The organism is Halobacteriovorax sp. RT-2-3 (genome assembly GCF_047085075.1).
Taxonomy (GTDB): Bacteria; Bdellovibrionota; Bacteriovoracia; order Bacteriovoracales; family Bacteriovoracaceae; genus Halobacteriovorax_A.
The window spans coordinates 599,033-623,791 of the sequence record NZ_JBKIYF010000002.1 but is presented as its reverse complement, the minus strand read 5'-3'; the positions used below and the strand labels follow the sequence as shown (position 1 = coordinate 623,791).

The window sequence follows — 24,759 nt, the reverse complement described above, 5'->3', positions numbered from 1 at the left end:
TAAAGGAGAATATTATGAATTCTAAAAAGTCACTATTAATGGGTGCCGCTGTTGCTGGTCTAATGATTTCATGTACGGGAACAGAAACTAAGATGCCAGAAACGGCTGCTAATGAAGTTATGTGTTACGGAGTAAACTCTTGTAAAGGTCAAGGGGCTTGCCACGGTAAAGTTGATGCTTGTAATGGAAAAAACGGATGTCAAGCAGAGCTTAAGTGTGGTGGACAAAACTCTTGTAAAGGTAAAGGCCTAATTAAACTTACAAAAGATGAGTGTGAAGCTAAAGGCGGAAAAGTAGCTGCAAGGTAAGAAATGCAAAAGTACGGTGTTGGATTAAGACATACACATTTTCCATATTTGGAAAGTGAACACTCGAGGTCACAAGAAGGTGTCGAGTGGTTTGAAGCTCTTCTCGAAAATTATATGGGAACTTACGGGCGACCATATAAAATGCTTGAGAAGATTAGGGCCGATTATCCAATAGCGTTTCACGGAGTCTCTTTATCAATTGCCTCTAGTGAAGAATTAAATTTCGATTATATGAAAAAGGCAAAAGAGCTATATGATAACTTCGATCCTTTCGTGACGAGTGATCATATGTGTTGGACAGGGCATGCCCATTCAAATTTACACAATCTTTTGCCTTTTGCGTATACTAAGGAAAATCTTGAATTCATTGCTGATAAGGTAATGAGAGTTCAAGACTTTTACGCAAGAGAGATGGCCTTTGAAAATCTATCGGCCTATTTTACTTTAAATAAATCGACAATGAGTGAAGCCCAGTTCTTAAATGAATTGGCCAATAAAAGCGGCTGTAAAATTCTTTTAGACTTTAATAATGTCTACGTAAATGCAGTAAACCAAAAGTTTGATGCAGCTGAATTTTTTGAAACAATTGAGACCAAGAATGTTTCTCAAATACATCTTGCTGGTTACTCTGACTTAGGTACACATCTTTTTGATACTCATTCTCATCCCGTTCACGCCGAGGTGTGGCAATTGTTTAAAAAGTATTGCCATAAATTTGATGTTCCAATTCTTCTAGAATGGGATGAAGACATTCCTGAATTCCCAGTTTTAGAAAGAGAAGTCTTAAAAGCAAAAGAGATTTTTGAAGGGGCCTTATTATGAATCATCATGATTTTCAAAATAAGTTCCTGAAGGGTGTTCTTTCGAAAGATATATCTCACGATATTATGAATGAAATGATTCCTATTGGTGAATTATCAAATGAACAAGTGATGGAAGTTTACCAAAATGACTATCGTGCACGCTTACAAGAAGTTATTGGTGATAATTTTGAAACATGTTGGTTTGTTATAGGCGATGATGACTTCCTTGATATTTCACTGGCCTATGTTGAGTCTAGGCCATCTGAATTTACAAATCTACTTCATTATGGAGATGACTTTCCCGAGTTTATTTCTTCACGTGTAAAAGAAGTTTCTTTTATTAGAGAACTCGCAGAGTTTGAAAAAAGATTTTGGAATTTATTTCATCAAAGAGACAATTCAAAATCGTTTATTCCTCAAGAATTTGGAGAAGGAATTTTTGAAATTCCTTTAAATTTAAAAGATACTTTCTCTCTTTTTTCTAGTGAAGTTCAGTTATCTGAGCTTTGGCAAATGAGAAAAGGTGATAGTGACAAGAGTTATCATGATATTCAAAATAATGAATTAACAATTCTCTATAAGAGAGATGAGAAAATGCAGATTCAAGTGATCTCAGAGGGGATCTTTGAACTCATTACAAACTTAAAGAATCATCAAACAATCCTTGAAGCTGTCGAAGAAATTGAGGAGGATAAATTAAGTGATCCAACTTTGTGGTCAGTTTTCTTCAATCTTCTTGGTTATATTGCCGAGATCAAAGGCAAATAAATCGTTGGCTATTTTAAGACAGTCTTCTGTTACTGGGGACTCGATGACGATATCTTCTTGAGTGATTGGATGCTTAAAACATAATTTATAAGAATGAAGAAAGATTCGGTAGAACTTATAATCTTTCCTAAATTGATTGTTAATCGACGAATGGCCATATTTCGCATCACCAACTAAATTGTGCATACGACGAGAAAAGTGTTTTCTGATTTGATGTTGGCGACCTGTGAAGATTTCAATGTCAACAAGACTGTACTCTTCATTTGTAGCGAGTCTTTTAAATGCTGTCTTCGCATCTTGAATACCCTTGTCTGTTTTAATTGGAAAGTCGTACACGCCTTCTTCTTCCGCTACGCCCTTAACCATTGCAACATAGTGCTTTGATACATTGTCACTATTCCATTGTTCCTTCATGAGCTTTGTTGCTTCCTTTGACTTTGCAAAAAGAACAACTCCTGAAACTGGTTTATCAAGCCTGTGAATAGGAAAGAGATAAATATCTGTTTGTTTCTTTAGCGATCTTAGAAGACTTCTTCGATCAGAGCTTCTGGCCTTAAAAGGGTGGACTAAAAGATCACTTGGCTTTGTGGCCGCTATATAGTGATCATCTTCAAATAGGACTTGGATTTTATTCTTCACGAGTAAATATATATCAGATTTGATCGAGGTAAGTATATGAAATTTTAGGAAGTCTTACTCTTTTACTAAGGTACTGCTTATAAGTTACCGATATGTGAGATGTGAGAATATTAAGAGAGAAACTATTTTTTATTTTATTTATATGTGTGGGCCTTTCGCTGCCTTCCATGGCATCTGAATCGGGTGTTCTCTATCGCAATGGAGCGACAACGATTTCGTATGACCGCAGTAAAGATCAATTTATCTTTAGAGATGAAAAATCAGTTTCAGAATATTCAAGATTTCGCTACAACGATTTAATTCTCGAAAAATTTCATCGTATTCCTATCGAGGATCACGGGGAAGTCGAAAGAAGATTAAAAATGGTAAAGAAAACGTACCATCTTTCAGCTCCCGCTCCTGAAGAAATTTTACAGGAGAGTCTGGCCGTTGCTTCAAAAATTAATGAGGCAGATGATTATGGCTGTGGGGATTCGAGAATTAATATCGGAGATGACCAAGTTGCTTATACGGCAGAGATTGAAATAGAAAAGCTTGATGTTAAGAAAGAAGGCTTCTTTGGCCTTGGAGAACTTGAGGGTGCCGAGTTTGAATTAAATACTTCAAATGATAATCCATTACATGGTGGATTAATGGCCCTTGGGATAACTAACTTCAATGAGCGTGATGGTATTGAAGGAGATGATCGAGGTCTGACTTTTGGTGCAAAAATTTCAGCTAAGTTAAAATTTGAAAATGGTGAGGTCCTATTTAGCTATAACTCGAGGGCCTATACTAAACTTGTTGAAAAATCTTGTGGAGTCGTTGAAATCCATGGACGTTTATACGAGAGGTTCTGCTATCAAAACGACGACGGTACATGGAATCAAGAAGGATTAAATAGAGACGATATTGACCTTAGTGTTTATCGATTAATAGGTGATGATAAAAAGAGCTTTGTCCAACTTGGAGCAGGTTTAACAATCCTTGACGACAATGGGCTTGCGATGAATACGCAAAGAGCGTGGCATAAAATGTCTAAGTCCGCGGGAACGGTTCAGTATAAGAACTACGGTCATATGGATCAAGTGGTATCACCAAAAGCACATTTTAAGGTTGGAAAGATCTATGATTATAAAAATGAAGAGGGGACGATTTCAACAACCTCTCAAATCTATACTGGTGGACAACTTTCTCATATTAGTGGAAACGAAAATTATGTCGGCTTAGGTGGCGAGTTTAAAGTTAACTTCAAGCCACAAGATAGTAACGGTAAATTTCCAGCGGTAGAAACTCGTTTCTACTATGACGGCCAATATACACAAGAAGGTGAATTAAATCATTACTATGGTGTTGAAGCTAAAACAAATGTCTATACAACGAAAAAGTCTGTTATCTATATTAAAGCGGGTATGGGAATTGAAGATGATCAGTATACTCGCCAATACGAGAATTATGGAAAGTCTTTTCTTAATCGTAATTTAGATATTCAGCACTACTTAGGAATTGGTATAGAAAAAAGGTTCTAAGCAAAGCAAAGAACCTTTTGTATTTATTATGGTGATTATTTTTCTTGATAGATATGAACATCTCTTTGAGGAAATGGAATCGTAATCCCTTCTTTATCAAACTCTAGTTTTACATTCTCATGCATATCAAACATAACTTGCCAGTAGTCCGCAGACTTTACCCATGGCCTAACAGCAAAGTTAACTGAACTATCTGCAAGAGCAGCAACTGCAACGACAGCTTCAGGTTCATCAAGTACCATTGGATGCTCTTTTGTAAGTCTCATTAGAACTTCCTTGGCCTTCTTGATATCGTCTCCGTACCCAATTCCAAAAGTCATATCAACGCGTCTAATTCCTTCAGCTGAGTAGTTTACAATACTTCCAGATGAAAGTGATCCGTTTGGTAGAATGACAGTTTTATTATCTGCAGTATTTAAGATTGTGCAAAATAGTCCAATCTCTTTTACCTTACCAATAAACCCTTGAGCTTCGATTACATTTCCAACTCTAAATGGCTTAAAGAATAGAATAAGTACACCACCAGCAAGGTTACCAAGAGCTCCTTGTAGAGACATACCAAAAGCAAGACCTGCAGCACCAAGCATTGTAATGAAACTCGTTGTCTTAACTCCCACCATTCCAATGATAGTGATGAATAGTCCAATTTTTAGAGCAATACTTACGATTGAAGTGATAAAACCTCTTAGAGATAATTCAACTTCTTTCTTTTGTAGCGCTTTATCAACTAATCTATCGATGAAATTGATAACTTTAAGTCCGATAATTAGGACGACAATTACTTTGATAAATTGAATTCCATACTCAGCAGCATGATTCATTAATTTTTCAATATTGGCTTCATTTAATAATTCTTTCATTTATTCTCCTAAAAATTCGCCAAAAGACTAATTGTTGTTTTGTAATCGTGTTGATCTCTTCCTTCTACTGGCTCGTTTTCGTATTCCCAAATAACACCAGCTTTTAAAGAAAAAGTACTATTAATTAACATACGAATAGATGGCTCCATATTAATAATGTAATTTTCACTATTCTTTAGACTCGGAATATATTCTAGCCAGTAACGAGCATTCACACCTTTTCGAAGTTCCTTACTAATTTCATAATAAGCACGCAGTTTTTGTTCGTGGCTATCTGGCTCATTTTGAACAAAATTTTCTCTTGTATAACGATAACCAAGTTCAGCAAACATTTTATAATCATCTTGATCGTAGAACTTATACTTAAAACCTATTTCCATGTTATTTCTGGCCCAAAAACCTTTAAAGCGATCCGACTCAAATAAGTCGCCAAGATAGATATCTACTTTTTTTGAAAGTACGTGATCAAGTCTTAGTAGGGCACTCCATTTTTCATCATCAACAACTTCGTCGGACTCACCATAAGAGTATGTCCCATTAAAAGTCAGGGTATTGGTATCCCATTTATAAGAGTTACGTGATGCAAAGTCATAGGTCTTTTTGTTAGTATTTCCACCAGAAGCAATAAATGTTACTTCATCTTCTGATTTAAATTGTGCATGAGTAAATTGGCCTACGATAAGGGCCAAAAATAGTAATTTCTTCATAACAAAATCCTTTTTAAAAAAACTATTCTATGTTCATTGTTAATAATAATTATCCTAAATTCTGTCTATTTATCTTAACTACGATTAACTTTTTTGTACAATTCAACCTTTAGCAAAATAATGCCAATAATCATTGGTTTGAGATAATGCTTATTTGAAACTAGTAATTATTTGGCCAACAATTACAGAAGCTTAAAGACTGATAAAAAAACTAGATTAATAATAGTGGGATTATCGGCAAAATGGAGTAAATGTTTGTAGGAAGTGTTTTTCTCAATTAAAATTAATTAATTGCGAAATTGGAGCTGTAATGGAGTTAATCGAACCTTTTTTAAACGCTTTACTTGAAGTGTTTAAAAAGCAACTAAATATCCCTCTTCTGGCGGGAGAGGTCCATCCAAATTATGAATTCAAGGATGTTGTTGATATTGTAGGACTTATTGGAATTAGTAGTGAAAAGATTAACGGAGAGTTAGCACTATGTTTTAATAAGGATAGTTTTTTAACTATTTATAACACAATGTTTTCTGAAAACCAGACAGAGCTAAATGAGGATATTTCAGATTCAGCTGCTGAATTTGTTAATATGGTTTTAGGTCAGGCCAAAGCTGACATTAATAAAATAACAGGACTTACTGTTGAAAGAACAACACCGGAAGTAATCATAGGGGAGAGTATTAAGAATGATCGAATAACAGGACCAAGAACTGTTACGATTCCATTTGAGCTTCCTGTTGGTATGAATAAACAAGTATTTTATATGAGCCTAACAATCGAAGAGTAATTAATGCAAAAAAAAATATTTCTAATTTCCTTTCTATCTATTTTTCTATTTATTTCGTGTAACAAAAATGTAGCGCCTAAAGCTGATTTAAAATATTGGAATGATACTGCGGTAACAAATAAGATTAAAACTTATTTGAAAGATATTTCTGATGAAAAATCTAAAAACTTTATTCCTGTTAGTGAAAGAATTGCTGTTTTTGATAATGATGGAACACTTTGGGGCGAGTACCCGATGTATGTTCAATTTATTGCGTTGTTAGACTTCTATAAAGACATCATTGTTGGAAAGTATGATCGACCAAATGCCTTAGTTGATGAAGTCCTTAAGCAGTTTCCTAATGTTGAAGATAAGGGCAAGCTTTATCAGGCCCTACTTGATATGCAAGCTGGTGTTACTAATGACGAGTATATGGAATACATGGCAAAGTGGTTAGAGACTAAGAAGCACCCAAAGTTAAATAAGAAATACACAGAGCTGATCTACGCTCCAAGTGTTGAGCTAATGAGAACGCTTGAAGATTTTGGTTTTAAAGTTTTTATCGTAACAGGTGGGGGAACACACTTTGTTAGGGTTCTAAATAATATTGTATACGACCTTCCTTCATATCAAATTGTTGGAACAAAGTTTGGTAAGAAGTTTTCTGAAAATGGAAAAGTCGAATTTCAAAATGAGGCAAAGCTTGCTTTTTTAAATGACAAAGAAAATAAGCCTGTCGGTATTCTAGAACATATTGGAAAAGTTCCTGTATTTGTTTTAGGGAATTCAGATGGGGACTTTGCAATGGGGAAGTATGCTACTTTAAATTCAAAATATAAATCATTTGTTGGTATTATTCATCACGATGATAGTGCACGTGAGTTTGCCTATGATAGAAAATCACACGTTGGTAAACTTGATAAGGTTCTAACTGAAGGTGATAAATACTTTGTAAATCTAATTAGTATGAAAAAAGATTTTAAGCAGATTTATTTTTCTGAATCAGATAAAGGCCATCGCGAATAGGGAGCATGGTCTTATAAAGATCATCTCTCGATTCAATATAGTTATTAAATTCAATGAGCGCATTGGTTGTCTTATCCTCAGGGTCAACAATATCAGAAGCGACCTTGCCATTCCAAAGAACGTTGTCCACAACAATCATACCATTTTCACTGAGTAGTTCTAAAGAGAGTTCTAAGTAGTTCTTATAACTTCCTTTGTCGGCATCAATGAAAATTAAATCAAAGCTTTGTCCTGCTAACTCTTTTAGAACTAAGTTAGCATCACCGAAGCGAGCTTCGATTTTCTTACCTACTTCGCTACGATCCCAGTAAGACTTTGCAAAAGTATTGATTTTTTTATTCTTATCAATGGTAATCACTTTTCCATCAACAGGAATATTCTCTGCCATGGCCAAGGCCGAATAGCCTGTGAAAGTACCGATTTCTAAAATATTCTTGTAATTATTTGAGCGAATAAAGAAGCCCAGAAGGGAAGCGACCAGTTCTCCCGAAATCATGCGTCCAAGTGGATGATTATCTTTTGTATAATCACCCAGCTCAACGCAAAGATCACTTGGGATATTTGATTTATTTAAACAATATTTTTCAATCTCTTTTAAATTTTCCACTGAAACTCGATAAGTTTATTTCCGCTTATTTCATCACAAACGCTAGTTAATTCTTTCGATAAGAATAGCATAGAAATATATGCATTGTATTTAATGATATATTTAAATCCAGGCGAAATATAACGATCGAGTTGTTCTTTTAGCACCATGCACTCTGGTGTATTTGTCATATATGATGTTTCAAAATCTAATCTCTTAAATCCTTTTTGTCTTGAAAAGTCTGCACTATAAAAGCATTGACCATCATTTGACTCAACATCAAGAATAATTCTTCTCGTCGAATCGGAAATACCTAGTTTCGTAAATGAAATATCAAGTCCCGCTATCTCATTTGGTGCAGCGACTTTATCGCGAAAGCTCTTGCACGCAAAAGTTGTAAATTCAGTGACAAATTTCATATCCGTGGCACTTGGAATGATCTCGTCTGAGGCGTAAGTGTTTGAAATAAATAGAATTGTAAGCAGGAGTGTCTTCATTTATGAGGTCCTTTATTATTTTTGTTTGACAGGTGAAACATTAATTTTCTTCTTCATACTCCTGTCTTGGCAAAGAGTAAAGTTAGTATGAAAATTTGACGGGCCAATCTTAAAAAAAGTAAATAACCCGATGTTTTTACTAAAGTTTTAAGAAATCTCTCCGATAAGCCCAGTCCTATGGAGCAGTTTTTAAATAATTTTCTATTGGCATCTTCAATCTTACTTCTTTTAAGTATTGTGCTTAGTAAGTCTTCAAGCCGTTTTGGTTTGCCTGTTCTAGTACTATTTCTCTTCATAGGAATGATGGCCGGTTCTGACGGAATTGGTGGAATCAATTTTAGCAATTATGAGTTAACTCACTCTCTAAGTTTAGTGGCCTTATGCTTGATTATTTTTAATGGAGGTTTTGAAACTCCATTTAGTAAAGTTAAGAGGGACTTTGGGAGAGGTGTTGTTCTTTCTTCAATTGGTGTCATGCTCACAACATTTCTTGTGGGTGGTTTCACACATCTTGTAACGGACTTAGGTTTACTTGAATCACTACTCATTGGTGCCATTTTATCGGCAACAGATGCGGCAGCGGTCTTTTCTGCTTTTAAAGATCCAACTGCTCAAGTTGGTGATGTTAAAAATATTCTTCGTTTTGAATCGGGAAGTAACGACCCAATGGCCTACTTTCTTGTTTCAGTCATCATTGGATTTATTGAACAAGGAATGGGGGACGTTAAAACAACAGCAATCATGTTTATTTCAAATCCAATTATTGGTCTAATTGGTGGTTGGGTAACTGCTCGCTCATTCATCTTAATCAATAATGTGGTTAAACTAGATTTTAACGGACTGTATCCACCTCTAACAATGGCCATGTTATTTCTTGGCTACTCTTTGACAACGAAGTTAGGTGGAAATGGATTCTTAGCTGTTTATGTATTTGGAATGATGATTGGTAATAGAAAGATTCTACACAAGAACCTACTATCACTATTCTTTGATGGAGTTACTTGGCTTTCTCAAATTGGACTCTTTATTATGCTAGGGCTACTTGTATTTCCAAGTCGTCTGCTTTCAATCGCTCCAGCTGGACTTTTCATTGCTTGCTTCCTGACATTTGCAGCAAGGCCAATAACTGTTTTCCTATGTTTAGTTAAGAGTCGTTTTAACTTAAATGAAAAGCTCTTTGTCTCTTGGGCAGGGCTCAAAGGTGCAACACCAATTGTTTTTGCAAGTTTTGCAGCTACACATATCGGAGAAAAAGCACACGTCTTATTTGATATTGTATTCTTCGTTGTAATTGTTTCAGCTCTAATGCAAGGTTCATCTTTAAAGTTTGTAGCAAAGAAATTAGGTCTTATTGTTGAGCAAGAAGATGAAACAAACTTTCCTGTGGATCTGGAACTACTGGAGCAAACAAAGCATGGTATTGTTCAACTAGAAATTAGACAAACAGATTATGCGGTTGAGCACAGGGTTGTCGATCTACGACTTCCGACAGGGGCAATCGTTCTCTTTATTAAAAGACATGGTGCATTTATTATTCCAGATGGTGCAACAGTTTTTGAAAAAGGGGATAAAATTCTTTTAGTGACTAAACTAAAAGAGGATCTAGAAGCGGCTCAAGAGTGTTTCGTAAAAAAAAAGATTGAAGATTTAGATGAAGAGGATGATGATACACAAGAGTTACATGCGGCCTAAAATTAGTTAGGTCACTAACTAAAGGATATTTGTGGAAGCTCGTGATCTTACACAAGGATCTGTCATCAAGTCTTTGTTTAAATTATCGATACCAATTGTAATGGCCAATTTTCTACAAACGGCCTATCAACTTACGGATACATTTTGGGTTGGGCGTTTAGGAACAAACGCTATCGCAGCACTCTCTCTTTCTTTTCCTGTTATCTTTCTTTTAATTTCAATGGGCGCAGGCTTTGCCGTTTCTGGAACAATTCTTGTTTCTCAGTATACTGGTCAAAAAAATACTAAGATGGTTTCAAAAGTATGTCTTCATACTTTATTTATTATTCTTATTACTTCGGCTTTATTAGCAGGTGTTGCCTACGCAGTTATTCCTTATGTCATTCGCGCGATGACACCTACCGTGGATATTCAAGATTTAACAATATCGTATTTAAGAATCTCATTTATTGGTTTGATTTTTAGTTATCTCTACATGATGTTTCAATCTCTATATCGAGGAGTTGGAGATGTTAAGACACCATTTTATATTGTTCTATTTTCTGTCATATTAAACTTCATCATTGATCCAATTCTAATCATGGGATATGGGCCTATTAAAGCTTATGGTGTAGATGGAGCAGCGTATGCGACTATTTGTACCCAAGGTTTATCAGCAGTTATTGGACTTTATTTACTAGCAAAAGGTAAGGGGGGAATAAAAATTGATTTCACAAAAATCTCTTTTGATCTTTCTTTGGCCAAAAGAATTATATACCTTGGCTTTCCTGCTTCGACAGAACAGTCCTCAAGGGCCATGGCCATGATGGTTATGACTTTTCTAATTGCAACTTTCGGTGATATTGCTCTTGCTGCTTATGGAATCGGAATTCGAGTTTTAACTTTAATGATTATTCCTAGTCTTGGTTTTGCGATGGCGACCTCAACTCTCGTAGGTCAAAATATAGGTGCGGGAAAAATTGAAAGAACGAAAGTAGTTACGAGTCAAGCGCTATGGGTAATATTCATTGCTCTATCAATTGCTGGAATAGGCTTTTTCATATTTGCTGAACAAACACTTCAGATTTTTGTACCGAATGAAATTGAAGTTATAAATGAAGGAGCGAAGTTTATTCGTATCATCGCTCTCACATTCGGTCTAATAGGTGTTCAGCAGGTTGCTTCTGGTGCCATGAGAGGGGGAGGAAGTCCGATGATCTCGATGATGGTGGCCATCGTTTCTTTATGGGTCATTCGTTTTCCAATCGCTTATGTTCTTTCAAAGCATACAAGTCTTGGCCAAACAGGAATCTACTTGTCATTTGTTGTAGGTAATATTCTTGGTGCTTCCATTGCGATTTTTATTATTAAACAGAATCGATGGATTAAGAATCTAACGGATCCAATTACTGAAGAAGAGCGAAAGGTAATAGAAGAGACCATTGTTGAAGATGGTGTAATTTCTTGAATTCACTGGAATATAAAGAATAATTGTTAAGTAAGTAACCTAGTCCTCCGATAAGGTATTGAGAGATTTCTTTGAGAGGGGGGAGACGGTGAGAAAGGTTTACTTGATGCTTTGTATGCTGGCCGTACAGGCTTATGCTGATGCCGTTGTTGTAAATACTTACGAGAAAATTTCAACCTCAAACTATGTCGAAGAAGTCACTAATCAAGTTAATAATGTCGTCGATGAAGCAATTGAAGATATGGAAATGGACCCTGTTTCAAATCCTGAAAGTGCCGTCACTTGTAATCCAAATACAGCTATAGATAATCACGCTCCTGAGGCAAAGAGAGTTCTTGAAGAAGGACTTAAGTTAGCAGAAGCTGCCGCAAGAGGAGAGGATTGCCAATTCTATCAAAGATTTATCGATCAGGGGGTTCCTATCGAGGCACTTAAGCAGTCACTTCTTTATTATAAAGAGAATAAGAATAAGTTTAAGAATAAAAATTACATAACTATTGCTGACTACTCTCAGAATTCTAAAAGGAAACGCTTTTTTCTACTTGATATGAAAACTGGTGATGTGAAAAGTTATAAGGTTTCTCATGGTAGTGGAAAAGTTAAAGGAGTTACTTACGCTGATGCAACAATTGCAGATAGTGGTAGAGTGACTAGGGCATCAAATCATGTTGGAAGGTTAGTTCGCTGTCGTGTTCCTGCAAGGGCGAAACCTCAACATGACCAATGGGCGATGACGAGACCAGGCTTTTTTAAGACAGGTGAATTCTATATGTCTAGTAGTCACGACGAAAGAGTAAAAGGTGAGAGAGGATGGCCAACTTTCAAAGCATCTGGAAGAAATTATAACGGTATGCGATTAGATGGTCTTTCAAAAGGTGTAAATGATAAGGCCCGATCGCAAGGTGTTGTGATGCACGAGGCTTATTATAACCGCGGTAATATTATGGGAAGAAGCTTTGGTTGTCCTGCATTCGTACCAGGTGAGGGGCGAGAGATCATGGAGAAAATCAGTAACGGCTCCCTCTATTATTCATATGTTCCTAATGAAGGATGCCGTAGTGATTATAACAAGGCCCTGGGCGATGTTAAGGGTTGGGAAAGAATGTGTACAGGACGTGATTAGCCCTTATTAACATCAAGTGGATTGGAAAACTCAATTGTACGAATTGGAAATGGAATTGAGATACCATTTTGATCGTAGTACTTTTTAATATTAATAACAGCTTGGTGTCGTGCTTTGTAAAAGGCCACTCCTGTCTTGTAGTGAATCCAAACTCTTGCCGTAAGATTAATTGAACTGGCCCCAAATTCTTCAAAGAACACTTCGACTGGAACATTTTCAAGTCTTCCTTCGATTGCCTCTAGTGCTTCTCTAGTAACTTTTTCTACTTTCTCTAAATCATCATGATAAGAGACTCCAACGGAGATATCTACTCGACGTTGTGGGGTACTTGTGTAGTTGATAAAAGGTTTTGTGAACATATCTTTATTTGGGATAAAGACTTCAAGACCTTGATATGTTGTAATCCCCGTCGTTCTTAATTCAATATTTGTAACCTGACCAACGATCTTATCAATTTCGATAATATCTCCAATTTGATAAGGCTCACGAAAAGCAATCAGAACACCTGAAACGAAGTTTGCAGCAATTTCTTGGAAGGCAAAACCTAAGGCCAAACCAATTACCCCGGCCCCTGCAAGAATTGATGTAACGGTTTTTTCAAGACCGATAATTTCTAGTGCTGTAAATATTCCGACGACGATAACGATGACATTTGTCGTTGTTCCAAGAATCTCGTTAACTGATTTTTTATAAGAAACTTTTTGGAGAACTTTCTTAACTAAGTTTCGAAGAGTTTTTCCAAGATAGAAGAAAACAAATAGAGCGACGATAGCAACGATCAAATTAGGAATATTCTTAATAAATGCTTCGTACCAAAAAGTTAACTTTCCAGAAATAAGTGTAAAAACTCTATTTATATCAAACAATGTAAACTCCATTTAAATTATTTCCCTAAATTTTATCGTATTTAAAAGAAATAAAAAAGGAGCTTATTTGATTGAAATCTTTGCAAGCTTTTCTTTATAAAGATTTGAAATGACTTTAGGAACCTTAAATGGAATTGTTTCGATTATAAGCTTCTTAAAAAATTCAATATAACTTGCCCTGCGATACCATGTTAAGCTTGAAAGATTTTGAGTCATTGGCCCGTAGCCTTCATTGATTAACTCTTTAATACACTTTGAATTATCGAGTCTGTTGTATTTACTTAAGTCGAGAGAGAGGATGATGTCAGCATCTTGAATTTGCTCCCTTGTTCTAAGGTCTATTGCAATATCCATAGCATTACTTATGATCGCAAATGTATCATCTGGTTCCTGATATTTTTGTACACCATTCAAATCCACCGCAACGATAATACCCGCGCCCATATCTTCTAGAGGGGAAACCGGAACGTTCTCTGTGATACCTCCATCAACAAGAGTTCTACCATCGATTACTTGAGGAATAAATGCACCGGGAACACAGACAGAAGCACAGAGCGCATCCGCAAGATTACCCTTATAGAAAACAACTTGCTCTCCAGTTGAGATGTCTGTTGTACAAATTGCTAAGGGAATCCTTGCATCTTCAATATTCACATCTCCTAAATCTTTGATGATCATTTCTCGTATGGACTTCGTACTAAAAAATCCTTTTTTTGGTATTGTTAAGCTTATTGTATCTTTATAATTGAGCTTATTGGCCAATGCTAAGAAGTCATCGTAGTTCTTACCAAATGCGTAATAGGAAGCGATTATTGCACCGACACTTGTTCCTGATAAGTAGGAAATAGGAATTCTTTGTTCCTCAAAAGCTTTTAAGACGCCTATATGTGCGATACCTTTTGCAGCACCACCACCAAGAGCAAGACCAATTTTAGTATTTAGAAAGTTCCATCTCATATTCTAATCTTATAGGAATATGAGGGACATCTCCACATAAAATTGTAATACCTCTCTCTTGAAGAAAAGCGGCTTTTTTATCGAGAGAGTGGGAGTATTTAAGGGCGAAAATATTTTTTCTTAAATATTTGTTTAGAAGCTTTCTTGGTGATTTAAGGCCTAGTTTATTGGCATGTTCGATATAGAAGGGAGTCAGAAATGAGCTGCGCCCAAGTGATTCAAGAACATGCTTTAACATACAATTGTAATTTCCATATTTGCTTTTATCAGAGATCTCATTCTCGATATATTCAACCATTCCTAAGTAATCTTCATTTTTTAGTTGTTTGGATAGCTCGGAGCGAATCTCTTTAATATCGACTGATTCAATATCACTATATTTTAAACGAGGAGCATGTAGCTTTGTTTCAATTTTTGGGGCCTTACTCATTTCGATAAAATCAAGGCAAAGAATTGGAATACCAGCAGTTCTGTATTTATCTAAACTTAGATTTAAGCTCTTTGCATAGATACGTGAGATCTTTTCTGCAAATATTAAGCTATTAGATATTTTCCTGCTTTCTGAATTTGAGATTTTTGAATAGATTTCACGACGTTGGCGATTGTTAGAGATGGCCGCATCGAGATGCTCTTCAAAACATTCCATGGCCATTGAGTCTTGGGCCAAGTTTAGGAAAACAAGAATGAAAAGAAGCGCTTTCATGCTCTAGTACTACCACTTGGCCAAATTTGAGTAAAGTGAGCATAGAAGTTTTTCAGGGAGCAACGGGTCGAGACTTTGGTGGTGAAATTGTTATAATTAGTCTGTAAAATCAGGAGCTTACCATGCAATATATCAAGCAAGAAGAATGTTACTTAATTAAATTATATAAGGATGAAGATCTTTTCACATCTCTAGAGGAATTCGCTGCTGCAGAAGAGCTGGGGGCGGGGATGTTAAAAGGCATTGGTGCTCTGAAAGACGTTGAGCTAGGCTTCTACCATCTTGATACTAAAACATATGATCGAAAAGAATTTAGTGGTGATTATGAATTATTAAGTCTTGATGGGAACTTGTCTCATTTGGATGGAAAACCATTCTTTCATATTCATACGGTTTTAGGTGATGAAGATTTTTCTTGTAAAGGCGGACATCTGTTTCGTGCCACTGTTGCGGTTACTACAGAAATCTATTTCTTTCCAATCATGCAAAAAATTGAAAGAAAGATGGATGAAGAAATCGGCTTAAACTTATTATCATTACCACAAGCTTTTTCTCGATGTGGAATTAAAGGATAGAATATGAAATTTAATCGCCCATTTTTTATTAAGATTCACCTATACTTATCGGCCCTCGCTTCGCCGCTACTTTTGATGATGGCCTTTACAGGTGTTTCTTACTTATTAGGTTTTAAAGGAAGTGAAGTTGTTGAACCTATAAAAGTTGTACAACTTTCAAAATCTGAACTTACGAAAGAAAATATTTCAGTTCAATTAAATGAAATCGATGAAAGCTATGACTTTGCCTATGTTAAACAAGTTGGAGATGGTGCAATCACTAGACCAACAACTCGTGACTACTATAAATTCCAAATAAAAGAAGATGGAACACATATCTCTCATGTTAAACCAAATCTTCTAAAAAAATTGATTGAACTACACAAAGGTCATGGCCCACAATTTCTTCGTTATATTGAAAAGATTATTGGGATTTTTTTACTGCTAATTATTTTAAGTGGATTGTACTTAGCTTATACAATGAAAAAGGAAAGAAAGATCGTAGGGATTTTATTTCTTATTGGACTAAGTGTTTACCTTTTTATGTAGAGGTTATTTAATCCATCTTGTGAAGCGCTCGTGATTGCTTAATCTCTTATTTTCTTTTTGGATTTTAAGCTTCACGCGCTCTTGTAAACTCAAATTTTCATAAATTGGAGCTTCTATAACCTTTGTATTGTCTCCAAACTCTAAAGTCTCAAGATCAATATACATAAGCTTACTTTTAGTTATAAAGAAATAGTTAAGTTGCCATTCAAAGTGATAGCCGTATGGAGCGGTCAGTTCATTTAGGCGAATTTGAATTTCGGAAACTTTTTTGGCCAAATCCTCATCAATTTTTTCTTCAACAAGCCTTGCAAGTTTTCCGTTAGGAATGTCATAGAGAATGAGTGAATCGGTTTCTTTTAGTAGGGTAGGAAGTTCAGGAAATTCCTCATTAAATCTTCTCATCAATGGAAGAGCTTCAGGTTCGATTTCATTTTTTAAGAGCACCATATAATTCTCTTTTTCATATTTCATGAAAAAGAAAAACTTACTTCTTTTGTCGATATAAAGTGTAATACCATCAAAGCCCAGCTCTGATTTAATAAGCTCTTTTGGATCCAAAACAATGACCTCTCTTTATGAGAGTATATCATAGTTTATTAGTTAGTGGGCCTTCTTCGATTTACGTGTTGAGAATCCAAGCATTGAATAGCCCGGACAAATTCCAACTGCGCCAGTAATTAGAGGTATCAAACCGATAAGACCCCAATATGTTTTGGGACCGACAAAGACAAGTGAGATTAAAACTAACCCTGCAATAACTCGAATCACTCGATCAGCATTTCCTTCATTCATTTTCATAGATTACTCCTTCATTTTCACTATCATTATAAATTTTTAATCTGTAGCTAGAATGAAGTAATGTTAAAGAATTTTAAGAGTTATGCTCTAAGCCAACCGGTTAAAGAAAGCCTTGGCTTAAATGCTGGGAGAACTTCGTGTGGAAGGTCTTCAGAAAGAAAAATTAAGATTCTTCCAAGTATTGGATTAATGCGAGCAACTTCTTGATCTTGATCGTCGTGATGGTAGATAACGACTTCACCACCATCACCATCATTCATATCACTTAGATAAAGAATAACACTTAAGCGCCTTAGGCCTCTTCCACGGTGTTGATCCACATGCTTGCGATAAAATGCACCTTCATCATAACAAGCAAAGTGGCCTTCATATGAGCGAATACCTAGGTAGAAAATAGGATTAAGTAAATCTTTAAGATCATCGAGAAATTTTAAATATTCTTGTAGTGCCGGTGGATGGTCGGCCATGTCTCCCTCAATCCAAGAAGTGAGGTCTCCACGAATCTTTTCATCTAGGCGCTTTGTTAGCTGTCGTCCAACTTTGGCTTCTTGAAAGTCTCCAATGTGAAAACGTGTCTGGGCCTCGTCCTTTAAAGAACGAGCTAGTTCATTTGAAATAAGCGTATCACTCACGTAGTATCGTTTCTCAGTTAAGGATTCGACTAGCGTTTCAAGCTCTTGCATTAAAATGTTCTCACTAGGCCTAGGGCCTTAAAAGGTGACAGGAAGGATTGGTCACCAAAATAATGGATAAAATCATTTAATCCTAAAGGCTATCTAAGTCAATTTAATTGTTATAACATAAATAGAAATAGGATAAATCATGATCAAGGCACTTTCACATTTAGTCATTACCTCTAAGAATGTTACGAATATTTCGAACTTTTTCACTGATGTCTTCGGTGTTGAAGCGCATTTTGCTAATGAAGACTTTGCTGATTTTGTTCTACCTGACAAAAGCCGTGTGGCCTTTTTTCGTCCAGTAGGTAAAGCTTCTAAGTTCTTTGAATTAGTCGAGAATCCGGCCCAGGTCTCATATGGTGTCACTGTTGAGGATGTTGATGACTTCTACCATAAACTTATGGCGCAAAAGGCTAAGTATGAATTTGAAGTGAGTGGTAAACCAAAAGATCATCCGTGGGGAGAAAAGAGCTTTCTTTTGATTGATCCAGATGGAAATCGTTGGGAAATAACGCAGTCACCCAGTGATGATGGTCATCTCGTAAATATCTCATAATTAGATGAAATCTATATTTTTAATATAATTGATAACTGAACGGCCTCGCGGTAAATAAAGCCTGTGTTTATGTGGAGGTCGTTATGAAATCAGTTGTTGTTCTTTTATCAGTTATTCTTTTAAGCTCGGTCATGGCCTGTCCAGAGTTGAATAATGTTGATCTTGCATCAAGCTATGATCGTGATGAATACACTGAAGTTTACTCTGAGAGACTGCCAAAATTATCAAGAGAGGAATTTGCTAAGTATACAGAATTAGCAGATTTCGAATATGAGTACTGTGCAGACGCCCTAGAGCTTAGAAGAGTAGAGGCGACACAAACTGGCACTGTGTACACAATCGTAGTAACTGTTGAAGATAGCTGCGATGGTGGTAATTCTTATGGAAATATTTTCGATGAGTCTGGAAGTAAGATTCTAGGTAGCATCGGCGATTCGTATATTGCTTGTTTCTAATTTAGAAATAATTCAGCTTGCTTTGGGTATCTTTATCACAAAGCAAGTTGTTTTCTTATTTGGTTCTAAGAATAATTCCCCTTGATGCTTCTCTAAAATCCCTTTTGAAATCGATAGTCCTAATCCCGTTCCTTTCCCAACTTCTTTAGATGTATAGAATGGCTCAAAAATCTTATTTCGAAGATCAAGATTGATTCCGGGGCCAGAATCCATTACATAAACTAAAACGGAATCTTCTGTATTTTTTACGGAGATATCAATCCAAGCAGATTCACTTCCTTCAACGGCATCATAAGCGTTATTTAAAAGATTAATGAAGACTTGAGATAATTGGACTCTATCTACATTTACTTTTATGTTAAAGGCATCGTCGTCGAGATCAAATTTAAGTATAACCCCATGGGCCCTAAACTTCTCTGAACAAATGGCCGTCGCATCAATAATAATATCTCTAAGGGGAATAACTTCTTTTTTTATCTCACCGCTCTCTCGAGAAACAACTTTCAAGCTAGAGATAATGCGAGTAATTCGATCAATTGTATCTAGGATACGATTGATATGAATATCATACGCCTCTTTATTCATCTCACCGATACTTAGAAGTCGCTTGATCTGATAAATTGAGCCGTAAATAACTGTTAAAGGATTATTAATTTCGTGAGCGATTCCACCGGCCATTTCACCAATTGCACTTAGACGAGAACTATAGATAAGATTTTCTTTAGTGCTATTAAGCTTATCCATTGTTTCCTGTAAGGCAATCGACTTATTCACTTCACTTCGATAAGTGCGATCCACAAGACTAAGAAGTCTGTAGAAGAGCAGACTTAACATAATCATAGTCAGAGAATGAATTATGATAAGAGAAGTTTCTGGCTCATCAAGAAGTAAGTAACTTGAAGTAACATAGCTAATAATAGCTAAGAGAGTTATAAGTCCACTATAGATATGTTTACCAGTAACTTCAAAGAAAATATTATTGCTGGCAACGATCATAATGAGGTAGAGATACCAGAACGGTGAAAATGGCCCATCAACGATATAGATTGCAAAAGGACATAGGACACAAATTGCAAAAACTTGTCTGAAGATTTCAATATATAGAGAGTTCTTAACTCGAATACTTATTTGAGAAATTGTGAGATTGAAAATAAGGAAAGCGAAGATTCCAAAGAAGCTATTTAGTCTTTGTGAGATTTGATATTCGTAAACACCCACACAAATTGCAAAGAGCATTGCAAACGGTCCAAGAGTATAATCCATAATTCTCAAGATATCTTTAATACTCTCTGTAGGTCTTTTCGGATTTATTCTTAAATTCATTCTTTTCCTAACTAATTGAAGTCATTATAGATTTACCGCATTAATAAACTGAGTTCAATAATATTTAGATGAATTTGAAGTAATGTAAGGGTAGAGATTCGTACTTTTTCTTGTGAAAGTAACAAGTTAGCACAGAAGTTATGTTAAAATCTGTTCTTAATTTATTAAGAATATGAGGAAAGAAATGGATTTAAATCAGCATAATAAGCTATTGGTACAGCAAGTTAGAGAGAATTGGGAGCTTTTGGGCTATGAAACAAGAAATAAGTATCAATTCTTAGATGAGGCGCAAAACCCTATTGGCTATGCGGCAGAACAACAAAAGGGATTCCTTGGCTTTATCATGCGCCAGTTCCTGGGTCACTGGAGGACTTTTGATCTGCACTTCTTTGACCAAGCTCGTAATGAGTATATGATTGCTAAGCATCCATTTTGCTTCTTTTTTCAGCGTCTTGAAATACAGGATCTGAATGGGCAGTTGATTGGTTCTCTTCAGCAAAGATTTTCTTTAATAACAAAGAAATTTGATGTCTTGGATGCTCAGGGAAATGTCATTATGGAAATGCGCTCACCAATTTGGAAGCCATGGACTTATCCTTTCTATTCTCGAGGGCAAGAGGTTGCACTTGTGTTGAAAAAGTTTTCTGGACTATTTTCAGAGATGTTTACTGATCGAGACAACTTTGCCATTGATTTAAAGAGTCAGACACTAACGGAGCAGGAGAAGAAAATTATTCTCGCGACTTCGATTTTCATTGATCTCGTTTATTTTGAAAGAAAAGCAAAATAAAGAGAGTTCTTGTAAGAAAGAAATTGTTTACGGATAAAGTTGATAATTCTATTTTGTGAAAATGAATTGTCGACTTTGCCGTTATGCAATCTCTATTTCTATCCTTTGGTGGCGCTAGTGCGCCTTTCACACATTATTAATTAATAATAAATTTCGATCTATTTTTTTAAAAAATTTAAGAGGTAATCATGAAAAAGATTATTTTATGCTTTGTTATATTAGGACAAAGTGATTTTACAAATACGAACTATATTAGAAGAGAGGATTCGTGCCATGAATGACTTTATTCAACAATTACATTCTCATCGTTCAATTAGAAAATTTTCTGATAAGGATATTTCACAAAGTGATTTAGAACTCATTCTAAGTGCAGCAGCAAGCGCATCAAGCTCTGGAAATATGCAATCCTTCTCAGTTGTTGTGACAAAAGATAGAGCAATGAAAGAGAAGATGTACCAGGCCCACTTTGAGCAAAGTATGTTAATGGATGCTCCAATTTTTTTAACATTCTGTGCTGATTTCTATCGTATGAGAAGGTGGCTTAAATTAAGTGAGGCGGCCAATAACTTTGATAATTACATGAGCTTTATGATTGCTTCTATTGATGCCATTCTCGCTAGTCAGAATGCGGCATTAGCAGCTGAAAGTCTTGGAATGGGACTCTGTTATATGGGGACAACGTTGGCCAGTGCTGGTGAAATTGGTGAGATCTTAGCGTTGCCTGAGAATGTCGTTCCTGTCGTAGGCTTTGCTCTAGGCTATCCAGATGAGGCACCTGATTTAAGAAAGAGGCTTCCACTTGAATCTCTCGTTCATTATGAGAAATATCATAAATATTCAGATGAAGAAGTGCTAGAAATATATCGAGAAAGAGAAGTCGAGGGGATGAAGCGTTATCGTGACAACCCACGATTAAATCAAATGATTAAAGATGTCGGAGCAAAGAATTTGGCCCAAGTCTATACACAGGCGAAATATACAGAAGAGTCCCATCTTAAATATAGTGAAGATTTAATTGCTTATCTTAAACGTCAAAATTTCTTTTGATATTGGCCACTAGGGTATGCGAAAATAAATAAAAAACGTGTACCCTAGGAGTATTGCTTGAAAAAGATATATATATTTATAATCGTCATTATCTTTGTCGTCTCTGCGATACTTTTAAGAGTTTTCTATTTTAAAAATAATTATGAATTAATCTCCCCTAAAAAGGGTGATGTTGTGGAGGCCATTTATGGCCTCGGACGAGTCGATACAGATAAAGAGTTTAATGTAAAAATTGGAGTCTTATCTCTTGTCGAAAAACTCTATGTAAAAGAAGGCCAAAAAGTTAAAGAAGGTGACCGCCTTGTTAGCTTCGATGGCCGTGTTCTATTTAAAGCACCTTTTGATGGTACGGTTACTCTCGTTGCAAATAAAGAAAAAGAAGTTGTACTTCCACAAGTGACAGTTCTTAGAATGCAAAATCTTAATGAAAAATTTATTGAAGTTTCATTAGAGCAAGAAGCTGCACTGAGAGTTATCCCAAATCAAAAAACAAGAATTATTTTTGAAAGCCAGTCCCAAAGAAAATATGAAGGTTATGTAAAAACAATATATCCAAGGGAAGGAGAGTTCATCACGCGCATCGAGGTGAAGGGGTTGGAGAAAAGTATTCTTCCAGGCATGACTGCGGACGTAGTAATAGAAGTTGGAAAGAAAAAAGGTGTTCTTCTAATACCTGTAAAGGCGATAAGTAACGGAAAGGTTCTTCGTATGCGAGATAAGAAGAGGGAAAAAGTCGAAGTTGTTACAGGAAATAATGATGGAATGTGGGTTGAGGTTATCTCTGGAGATATTAAGCTTTCCGATCTACTTTTTATCAAGAGGTAGTCATGCTGTTCTTGTCGATGAAGCAACTATTTTCTAAAAAGAAGCAAACTCTTCTTATTCTGTTAGGTATTAGTTTCGGTACGATGCTCTACGTTGCTATCTCAGGGATTCAACTAGGACTTAGGCAGTATATCATTAAGGCCCTTTTAAATAATACCGCTCATATCCTGATTTCAGGAAAAGAAGATCTTATTGATCGTCCTCTTGTTAATAAGTGGTTTTATGAAAATAAACAAGTTGATTGGATAACTCCTCCATATGGAAAGAGAAGTGAATCAAAATTAGAAAATTATCAAGGCTGGGCCGATCGTCTTTCTCATCATCCAGATGTCTATGACTTTAGCCCCCGCTTAACAATACAGGTTATGTTAAAGCGTGGTGATCTTACTCACAGTATGGGGCTCATTGGAACAAATGCCAGACGACAAATCAGAATTAGTGATATTCCTGATTACATGGTGGAAGGTGATTTTTCGTCACTTGCCAGTGGAGGAAATAAGATCATTCTTGGTGCCGCTGCTGCTGAAGAAATTGGAGCACGTGTTGGTCAGTATGTAGAGGTCATAGCGGGAAGCCTAACACATAAAAACTCATTTAAAATCGTAGGCCTCTTTTCTTTCGGAGATGATCGAGCAGATAAGTCCATAGCATTCTCTCACCTTGAAGATGTACAAAAACTTAATAAGACACCTGGGCGAGTCTCTGAAATAGCAGTTTCACTATTCGACATGAATAAGTCACAAGAGCTTGCTGATCAGTGGTCTCTATTAAGCCATGATAAAGTTGAAGACTGGAAAGAGTCTAATCCCATGTTTATGGAAATGATAATGATGCAAGATATAGTTCGCTACTTTATTACAATTGCCATTCTCATTGTAGCTGCCTTTGGGGTTTATAATGTTCTAACAATTATGATTAACCAAAAGCGAAAGGAGATCGCTATTCTTCGCTCTATTGGCTATGGCCCCAAACGAATTCTTGAGCTTATTATGTATCAAGGCATATTCCTTGGTGTAAGTGGTGGAGTTGTTGGGCTAATCCTGGGATTCATCATTTGTCGAGCTGTCGAAAGTATTGAGTTAAATATAAATATTGGTGGCGATAATCACTTACTTATGGATTATACACCTTCAACGTATATCATTGCATTTGTTGCGGCCCTTGTTGCTTCACTGGTTGCAAGCTTTCTTCCTGCTCTATCAGCAAGTCGAATGACTCCAATTGATATCATAAGGGGCGAGTAGTGATAAAAGCTGAAAGTATAGTTAAAGAGTTTGGTGATCCTCCACAACGTATTCTTCACAATATCTCCATGGAGATAAATAAGGGAGAGTTTGTTTCTATTTCAGGACGTTCTGGAAGTGGAAAATCAACCCTTCTTTATATTATTAGCTCCCTCGATGAACCAACATTTGGCCATATTTATATTGATGGAAAGAATGTTACTCATATGAGTGTTGATGAAATTCATGAGTTTCGAAATCGCCACATTGGTTTTATTTTTCAATTCCACTACTTACTTCCTGAGCTGACGGCCTTAGAAAATATTCTATTACCTCCTCGAAATCTTGGTCTCTTAAAAAAGTATGAGCCTCGTGCAAATATGCTACTTGAAAAACTCAATATTCCACATACTCGTAATAAGCTTCCAGGGCAACTATCAGGTGGTGAACAGCAACGAGTTGCTATTGCTAGGGCCCTTATTATGGAGCCAAGTTATATTTTTGCGGATGAACCTACGGGGAATCTCGATACGGCAAATGCTGAGATTGTGATGAATATTTTAAAAGAAACTAATAAAGAGAAGGGAACGACAATTGCGCTGGTTACTCACGATCCTGATTATGCTGCTATGGCAGATCGAGAGATTTTCCTTGTTGATGGCCATGTTTCAGATACTTACACCGGTGACTAAGAATTATTCACCCA

At 36.1% G+C, this 24,759-nt stretch carries 30 protein-coding genes; 18 read left to right on the top strand and 12 right to left on the bottom strand.

Translation table 11 applies throughout. From position 1 onward, the window contains the following. Positions 1 to 14: 14 nt before the first annotated feature. From ACMAYX_RS08840 to ACMAYX_RS08830, 3 genes are read left to right on the top strand one after another with little or no spacing between them, the layout of a single operon-like run. A complete protein-coding gene (locus ACMAYX_RS08840; RefSeq protein ID WP_392993245.1) occupies positions 15 to 308 on the top strand; it encodes a hypothetical protein in 294 nt (97 codons plus the stop codon). Between the two features lie 3 nt (positions 309 to 311). Then, positions 312 to 1,130 (top strand): DUF692 domain-containing protein, encoded by an 819-nt coding sequence (locus ACMAYX_RS08835; protein WP_412471727.1) that lies wholly within the window; start codon positions 312 to 314, stop codon positions 1,128 to 1,130. Next, a complete protein-coding gene (locus ACMAYX_RS08830) occupies positions 1,127 to 1,879 on the top strand; it encodes a DNA-binding domain-containing protein (protein WP_412463390.1) in 753 nt (250 codons plus the stop codon). Before ACMAYX_RS08835 ends, ACMAYX_RS08830 begins: the two co-directional genes overlap by 4 nt. Here ACMAYX_RS08830 and ACMAYX_RS08825 read toward each other — a convergent pair. Next, positions 1,829 to 2,518: an RluA family pseudouridine synthase gene (locus ACMAYX_RS08825; protein ID WP_392993238.1), complete on the bottom strand. Its 690-nt coding sequence runs from the start codon at positions 2,516 to 2,518 to the stop codon at positions 1,829 to 1,831. The genes ACMAYX_RS08830 and ACMAYX_RS08825 overlap by 51 nt on opposite strands. Before the next feature lie 167 nt (positions 2,519 to 2,685). Between ACMAYX_RS08825 and ACMAYX_RS08820 the strand changes: the two genes are divergently transcribed. Next, positions 2,686 to 4,026, top strand: a complete 1,341-nt coding sequence (locus ACMAYX_RS08820; protein ID WP_103217921.1) for a hypothetical protein — start codon at positions 2,686 to 2,688, stop codon at positions 4,024 to 4,026. A gap of 35 nt (positions 4,027 to 4,061) precedes the next feature. Here ACMAYX_RS08820 and ACMAYX_RS08815 read toward each other — a convergent pair whose 3' ends face one another. After that, positions 4,062 to 4,886, bottom strand: a complete 825-nt coding sequence (locus ACMAYX_RS08815) for a mechanosensitive ion channel family protein (RefSeq protein WP_103217922.1) — start codon at positions 4,884 to 4,886, stop codon at positions 4,062 to 4,064. A gap of 8 nt (positions 4,887 to 4,894) precedes the next feature. After that, entirely contained in the window at positions 4,895 to 5,593 is a 699-nt protein-coding gene (locus tag ACMAYX_RS08810) for a YdiY family protein (RefSeq protein WP_392993233.1), read from the bottom strand. Positions 5,594 to 5,903: 310 nt separating this feature from the next. On the opposite strand from ACMAYX_RS08810, the gene ACMAYX_RS08805 reads away from it, so the two are divergent. Together ACMAYX_RS08805 and ACMAYX_RS08800 are read left to right on the top strand one after the other, a co-directional pair. Beyond that, a complete protein-coding gene (locus ACMAYX_RS08805) occupies positions 5,904 to 6,377 on the top strand; it encodes a chemotaxis protein CheX (protein WP_103217924.1) in 474 nt (157 codons plus the stop codon). A gap of 3 nt (positions 6,378 to 6,380) precedes the next feature. Next, the gene (locus ACMAYX_RS08800) at positions 6,381 to 7,382 is read left to right on the top strand and encodes an HAD family hydrolase (protein WP_103217925.1); all 1,002 of its coding nucleotides are present in this window, start codon (positions 6,381 to 6,383) and stop codon (positions 7,380 to 7,382) included. On the opposite strand, the gene ACMAYX_RS08795 is transcribed toward ACMAYX_RS08800, so the two are convergent. Both ACMAYX_RS08795 and ACMAYX_RS08790 read right to left on the bottom strand, forming a co-directional pair. Then, a complete protein-coding gene (locus tag ACMAYX_RS08795; protein ID WP_103217926.1) occupies positions 7,336 to 7,989 on the bottom strand; it encodes an O-methyltransferase in 654 nt (217 codons plus the stop codon). The genes ACMAYX_RS08800 and ACMAYX_RS08795 overlap by 47 nt on opposite strands. After that, on the bottom strand, positions 7,977 to 8,465 hold the full coding sequence (locus ACMAYX_RS08790; RefSeq protein ID WP_412463386.1) for a hypothetical protein: 489 nt from the start codon (positions 8,463 to 8,465) through the stop codon (positions 7,977 to 7,979). The genes ACMAYX_RS08795 and ACMAYX_RS08790 overlap by 13 nt, the downstream gene beginning before the upstream one ends. 177 nt (positions 8,466 to 8,642) lie before the next feature. Between ACMAYX_RS08790 and ACMAYX_RS08785 the strand changes: the two genes are divergently transcribed. The 3 genes from ACMAYX_RS08785 (at position 8,643) to ACMAYX_RS08775 (ending at position 12,727) form a co-directional block, all read left to right on the top strand. Next, a complete protein-coding gene (locus tag ACMAYX_RS08785; RefSeq protein ID WP_412463385.1) occupies positions 8,643 to 10,157 on the top strand; it encodes a potassium/proton antiporter in 1,515 nt (504 codons plus the stop codon). A 31-nt stretch (positions 10,158 to 10,188) separates the two neighbouring features. After that, on the top strand, positions 10,189 to 11,604 hold the full coding sequence (locus ACMAYX_RS08780) for an MATE family efflux transporter (RefSeq protein ID WP_412470311.1): 1,416 nt from the start codon (positions 10,189 to 10,191) through the stop codon (positions 11,602 to 11,604). A gap of 88 nt (positions 11,605 to 11,692) precedes the next feature. Next, positions 11,693 to 12,727 (top strand): murein L,D-transpeptidase catalytic domain-containing protein, encoded by a 1,035-nt coding sequence (locus tag ACMAYX_RS08775; protein WP_103217930.1) that lies wholly within the window; start codon positions 11,693 to 11,695, stop codon positions 12,725 to 12,727. Here the strand turns inward: ACMAYX_RS08775 and ACMAYX_RS08770 are convergent. From ACMAYX_RS08770 to ACMAYX_RS08760, 3 genes are all read right to left on the bottom strand, one after another. Next, positions 12,724 to 13,593: a mechanosensitive ion channel family protein gene (locus ACMAYX_RS08770; RefSeq protein WP_158246862.1), complete on the bottom strand. Its 870-nt coding sequence runs from the start codon at positions 13,591 to 13,593 to the stop codon at positions 12,724 to 12,726. The genes ACMAYX_RS08775 and ACMAYX_RS08770 overlap by 4 nt on opposite strands. Positions 13,594 to 13,656: 63 nt before the next feature. Continuing rightward, positions 13,657 to 14,550, bottom strand: coding sequence for a patatin-like phospholipase family protein (locus tag ACMAYX_RS08765; protein ID WP_103217932.1), 894 nt, complete (start codon positions 14,548 to 14,550; stop codon positions 13,657 to 13,659). After that, positions 14,525 to 15,253: a hypothetical protein gene (locus ACMAYX_RS08760; protein ID WP_412471728.1), complete on the bottom strand. Its 729-nt coding sequence runs from the start codon at positions 15,251 to 15,253 to the stop codon at positions 14,525 to 14,527. The genes ACMAYX_RS08765 and ACMAYX_RS08760 overlap by 26 nt, the downstream gene beginning before the upstream one ends. Before the next feature lie 122 nt (positions 15,254 to 15,375). Between ACMAYX_RS08760 and ACMAYX_RS08755 the strand changes: the two genes are divergently transcribed. Continuing rightward, positions 15,376 to 15,828: a PPC domain-containing DNA-binding protein gene (locus ACMAYX_RS08755; RefSeq protein WP_103217934.1), complete on the top strand. Its 453-nt coding sequence runs from the start codon at positions 15,376 to 15,378 to the stop codon at positions 15,826 to 15,828. A 3-nt stretch (positions 15,829 to 15,831) separates the two neighbouring features. Then, complete coding sequence (locus tag ACMAYX_RS08750; RefSeq protein ID WP_412471729.1) at positions 15,832 to 16,356, top strand: PepSY domain-containing protein; 525 nt, start codon at positions 15,832 to 15,834, stop codon at positions 16,354 to 16,356. 3 nt (positions 16,357 to 16,359) lie between these two features. Here the strand turns inward: ACMAYX_RS08750 and ACMAYX_RS08745 are convergent, their stop codons facing one another. The 3 genes from ACMAYX_RS08745 to ACMAYX_RS08735 form a co-directional block, all read right to left on the bottom strand. After that, on the bottom strand, positions 16,360 to 16,914 hold the full coding sequence (locus ACMAYX_RS08745) for a hypothetical protein (RefSeq protein WP_412471268.1): 555 nt from the start codon (positions 16,912 to 16,914) through the stop codon (positions 16,360 to 16,362). A gap of 42 nt (positions 16,915 to 16,956) precedes the next feature. Further along, entirely contained in the window at positions 16,957 to 17,154 is a 198-nt protein-coding gene (locus ACMAYX_RS08740; protein ID WP_103217937.1) for a DUF2892 domain-containing protein, read from the bottom strand. An 80-nt stretch (positions 17,155 to 17,234) separates the two neighbouring features. Then, positions 17,235 to 17,837 (bottom strand): 2OG-Fe(II) oxygenase, encoded by a 603-nt coding sequence (locus ACMAYX_RS08735; protein ID WP_412471730.1) that lies wholly within the window; start codon positions 17,835 to 17,837, stop codon positions 17,235 to 17,237. Positions 17,838 to 17,976: 139 nt separating this feature from the next. On the opposite strand from ACMAYX_RS08735, the gene ACMAYX_RS08730 reads away from it, so the two are divergent. Next, positions 17,977 to 18,390 (top strand): VOC family protein, encoded by a 414-nt coding sequence (locus ACMAYX_RS08730; RefSeq protein WP_103217939.1) that lies wholly within the window; start codon positions 17,977 to 17,979, stop codon positions 18,388 to 18,390. Positions 18,391 to 18,473: 83 nt separating this feature from the next. After that, entirely contained in the window at positions 18,474 to 18,845 is a 372-nt protein-coding gene (locus tag ACMAYX_RS08725; RefSeq protein ID WP_392993215.1) for a hypothetical protein, read from the top strand. 12 nt (positions 18,846 to 18,857) lie between these two features. On the opposite strand, the gene ACMAYX_RS08720 is transcribed toward ACMAYX_RS08725, so the two are convergent. Further along, positions 18,858 to 20,168: a sensor histidine kinase gene (locus ACMAYX_RS08720; RefSeq protein ID WP_103217941.1), complete on the bottom strand. Its 1,311-nt coding sequence runs from the start codon at positions 20,166 to 20,168 to the stop codon at positions 18,858 to 18,860. Positions 20,169 to 20,352: 184 nt separating this feature from the next. Between ACMAYX_RS08720 and ACMAYX_RS08715 the strand changes: the two genes are divergently transcribed. From ACMAYX_RS08715 to ACMAYX_RS08695, 5 genes are all read left to right on the top strand, one after another. Next, entirely contained in the window at positions 20,353 to 20,958 is a 606-nt protein-coding gene (locus ACMAYX_RS08715; protein WP_158246863.1) for a phospholipid scramblase-related protein, read from the top strand. Between the two features lie 273 nt (positions 20,959 to 21,231). Continuing rightward, positions 21,232 to 22,005, top strand: coding sequence for a nitroreductase family protein (locus ACMAYX_RS08710; RefSeq protein ID WP_392993212.1), 774 nt, complete (start codon positions 21,232 to 21,234; stop codon positions 22,003 to 22,005). A gap of 57 nt (positions 22,006 to 22,062) precedes the next feature. Then, complete coding sequence (locus ACMAYX_RS08705; RefSeq protein WP_103217944.1) at positions 22,063 to 22,830, top strand: efflux RND transporter periplasmic adaptor subunit; 768 nt, start codon at positions 22,063 to 22,065, stop codon at positions 22,828 to 22,830. 2 nt (positions 22,831 to 22,832) lie between these two features. After that, complete coding sequence (locus tag ACMAYX_RS08700; RefSeq protein ID WP_103217945.1) at positions 22,833 to 24,074, top strand: ABC transporter permease; 1,242 nt, start codon at positions 22,833 to 22,835, stop codon at positions 24,072 to 24,074. Beyond that, positions 24,074 to 24,745 (top strand): ABC transporter ATP-binding protein, encoded by a 672-nt coding sequence (locus ACMAYX_RS08695; protein ID WP_199177540.1) that lies wholly within the window; start codon positions 24,074 to 24,076, stop codon positions 24,743 to 24,745. Before ACMAYX_RS08700 ends, ACMAYX_RS08695 begins: the two co-directional genes overlap by 1 nt. Positions 24,746 to 24,759 lie beyond the last annotated feature (14 nt).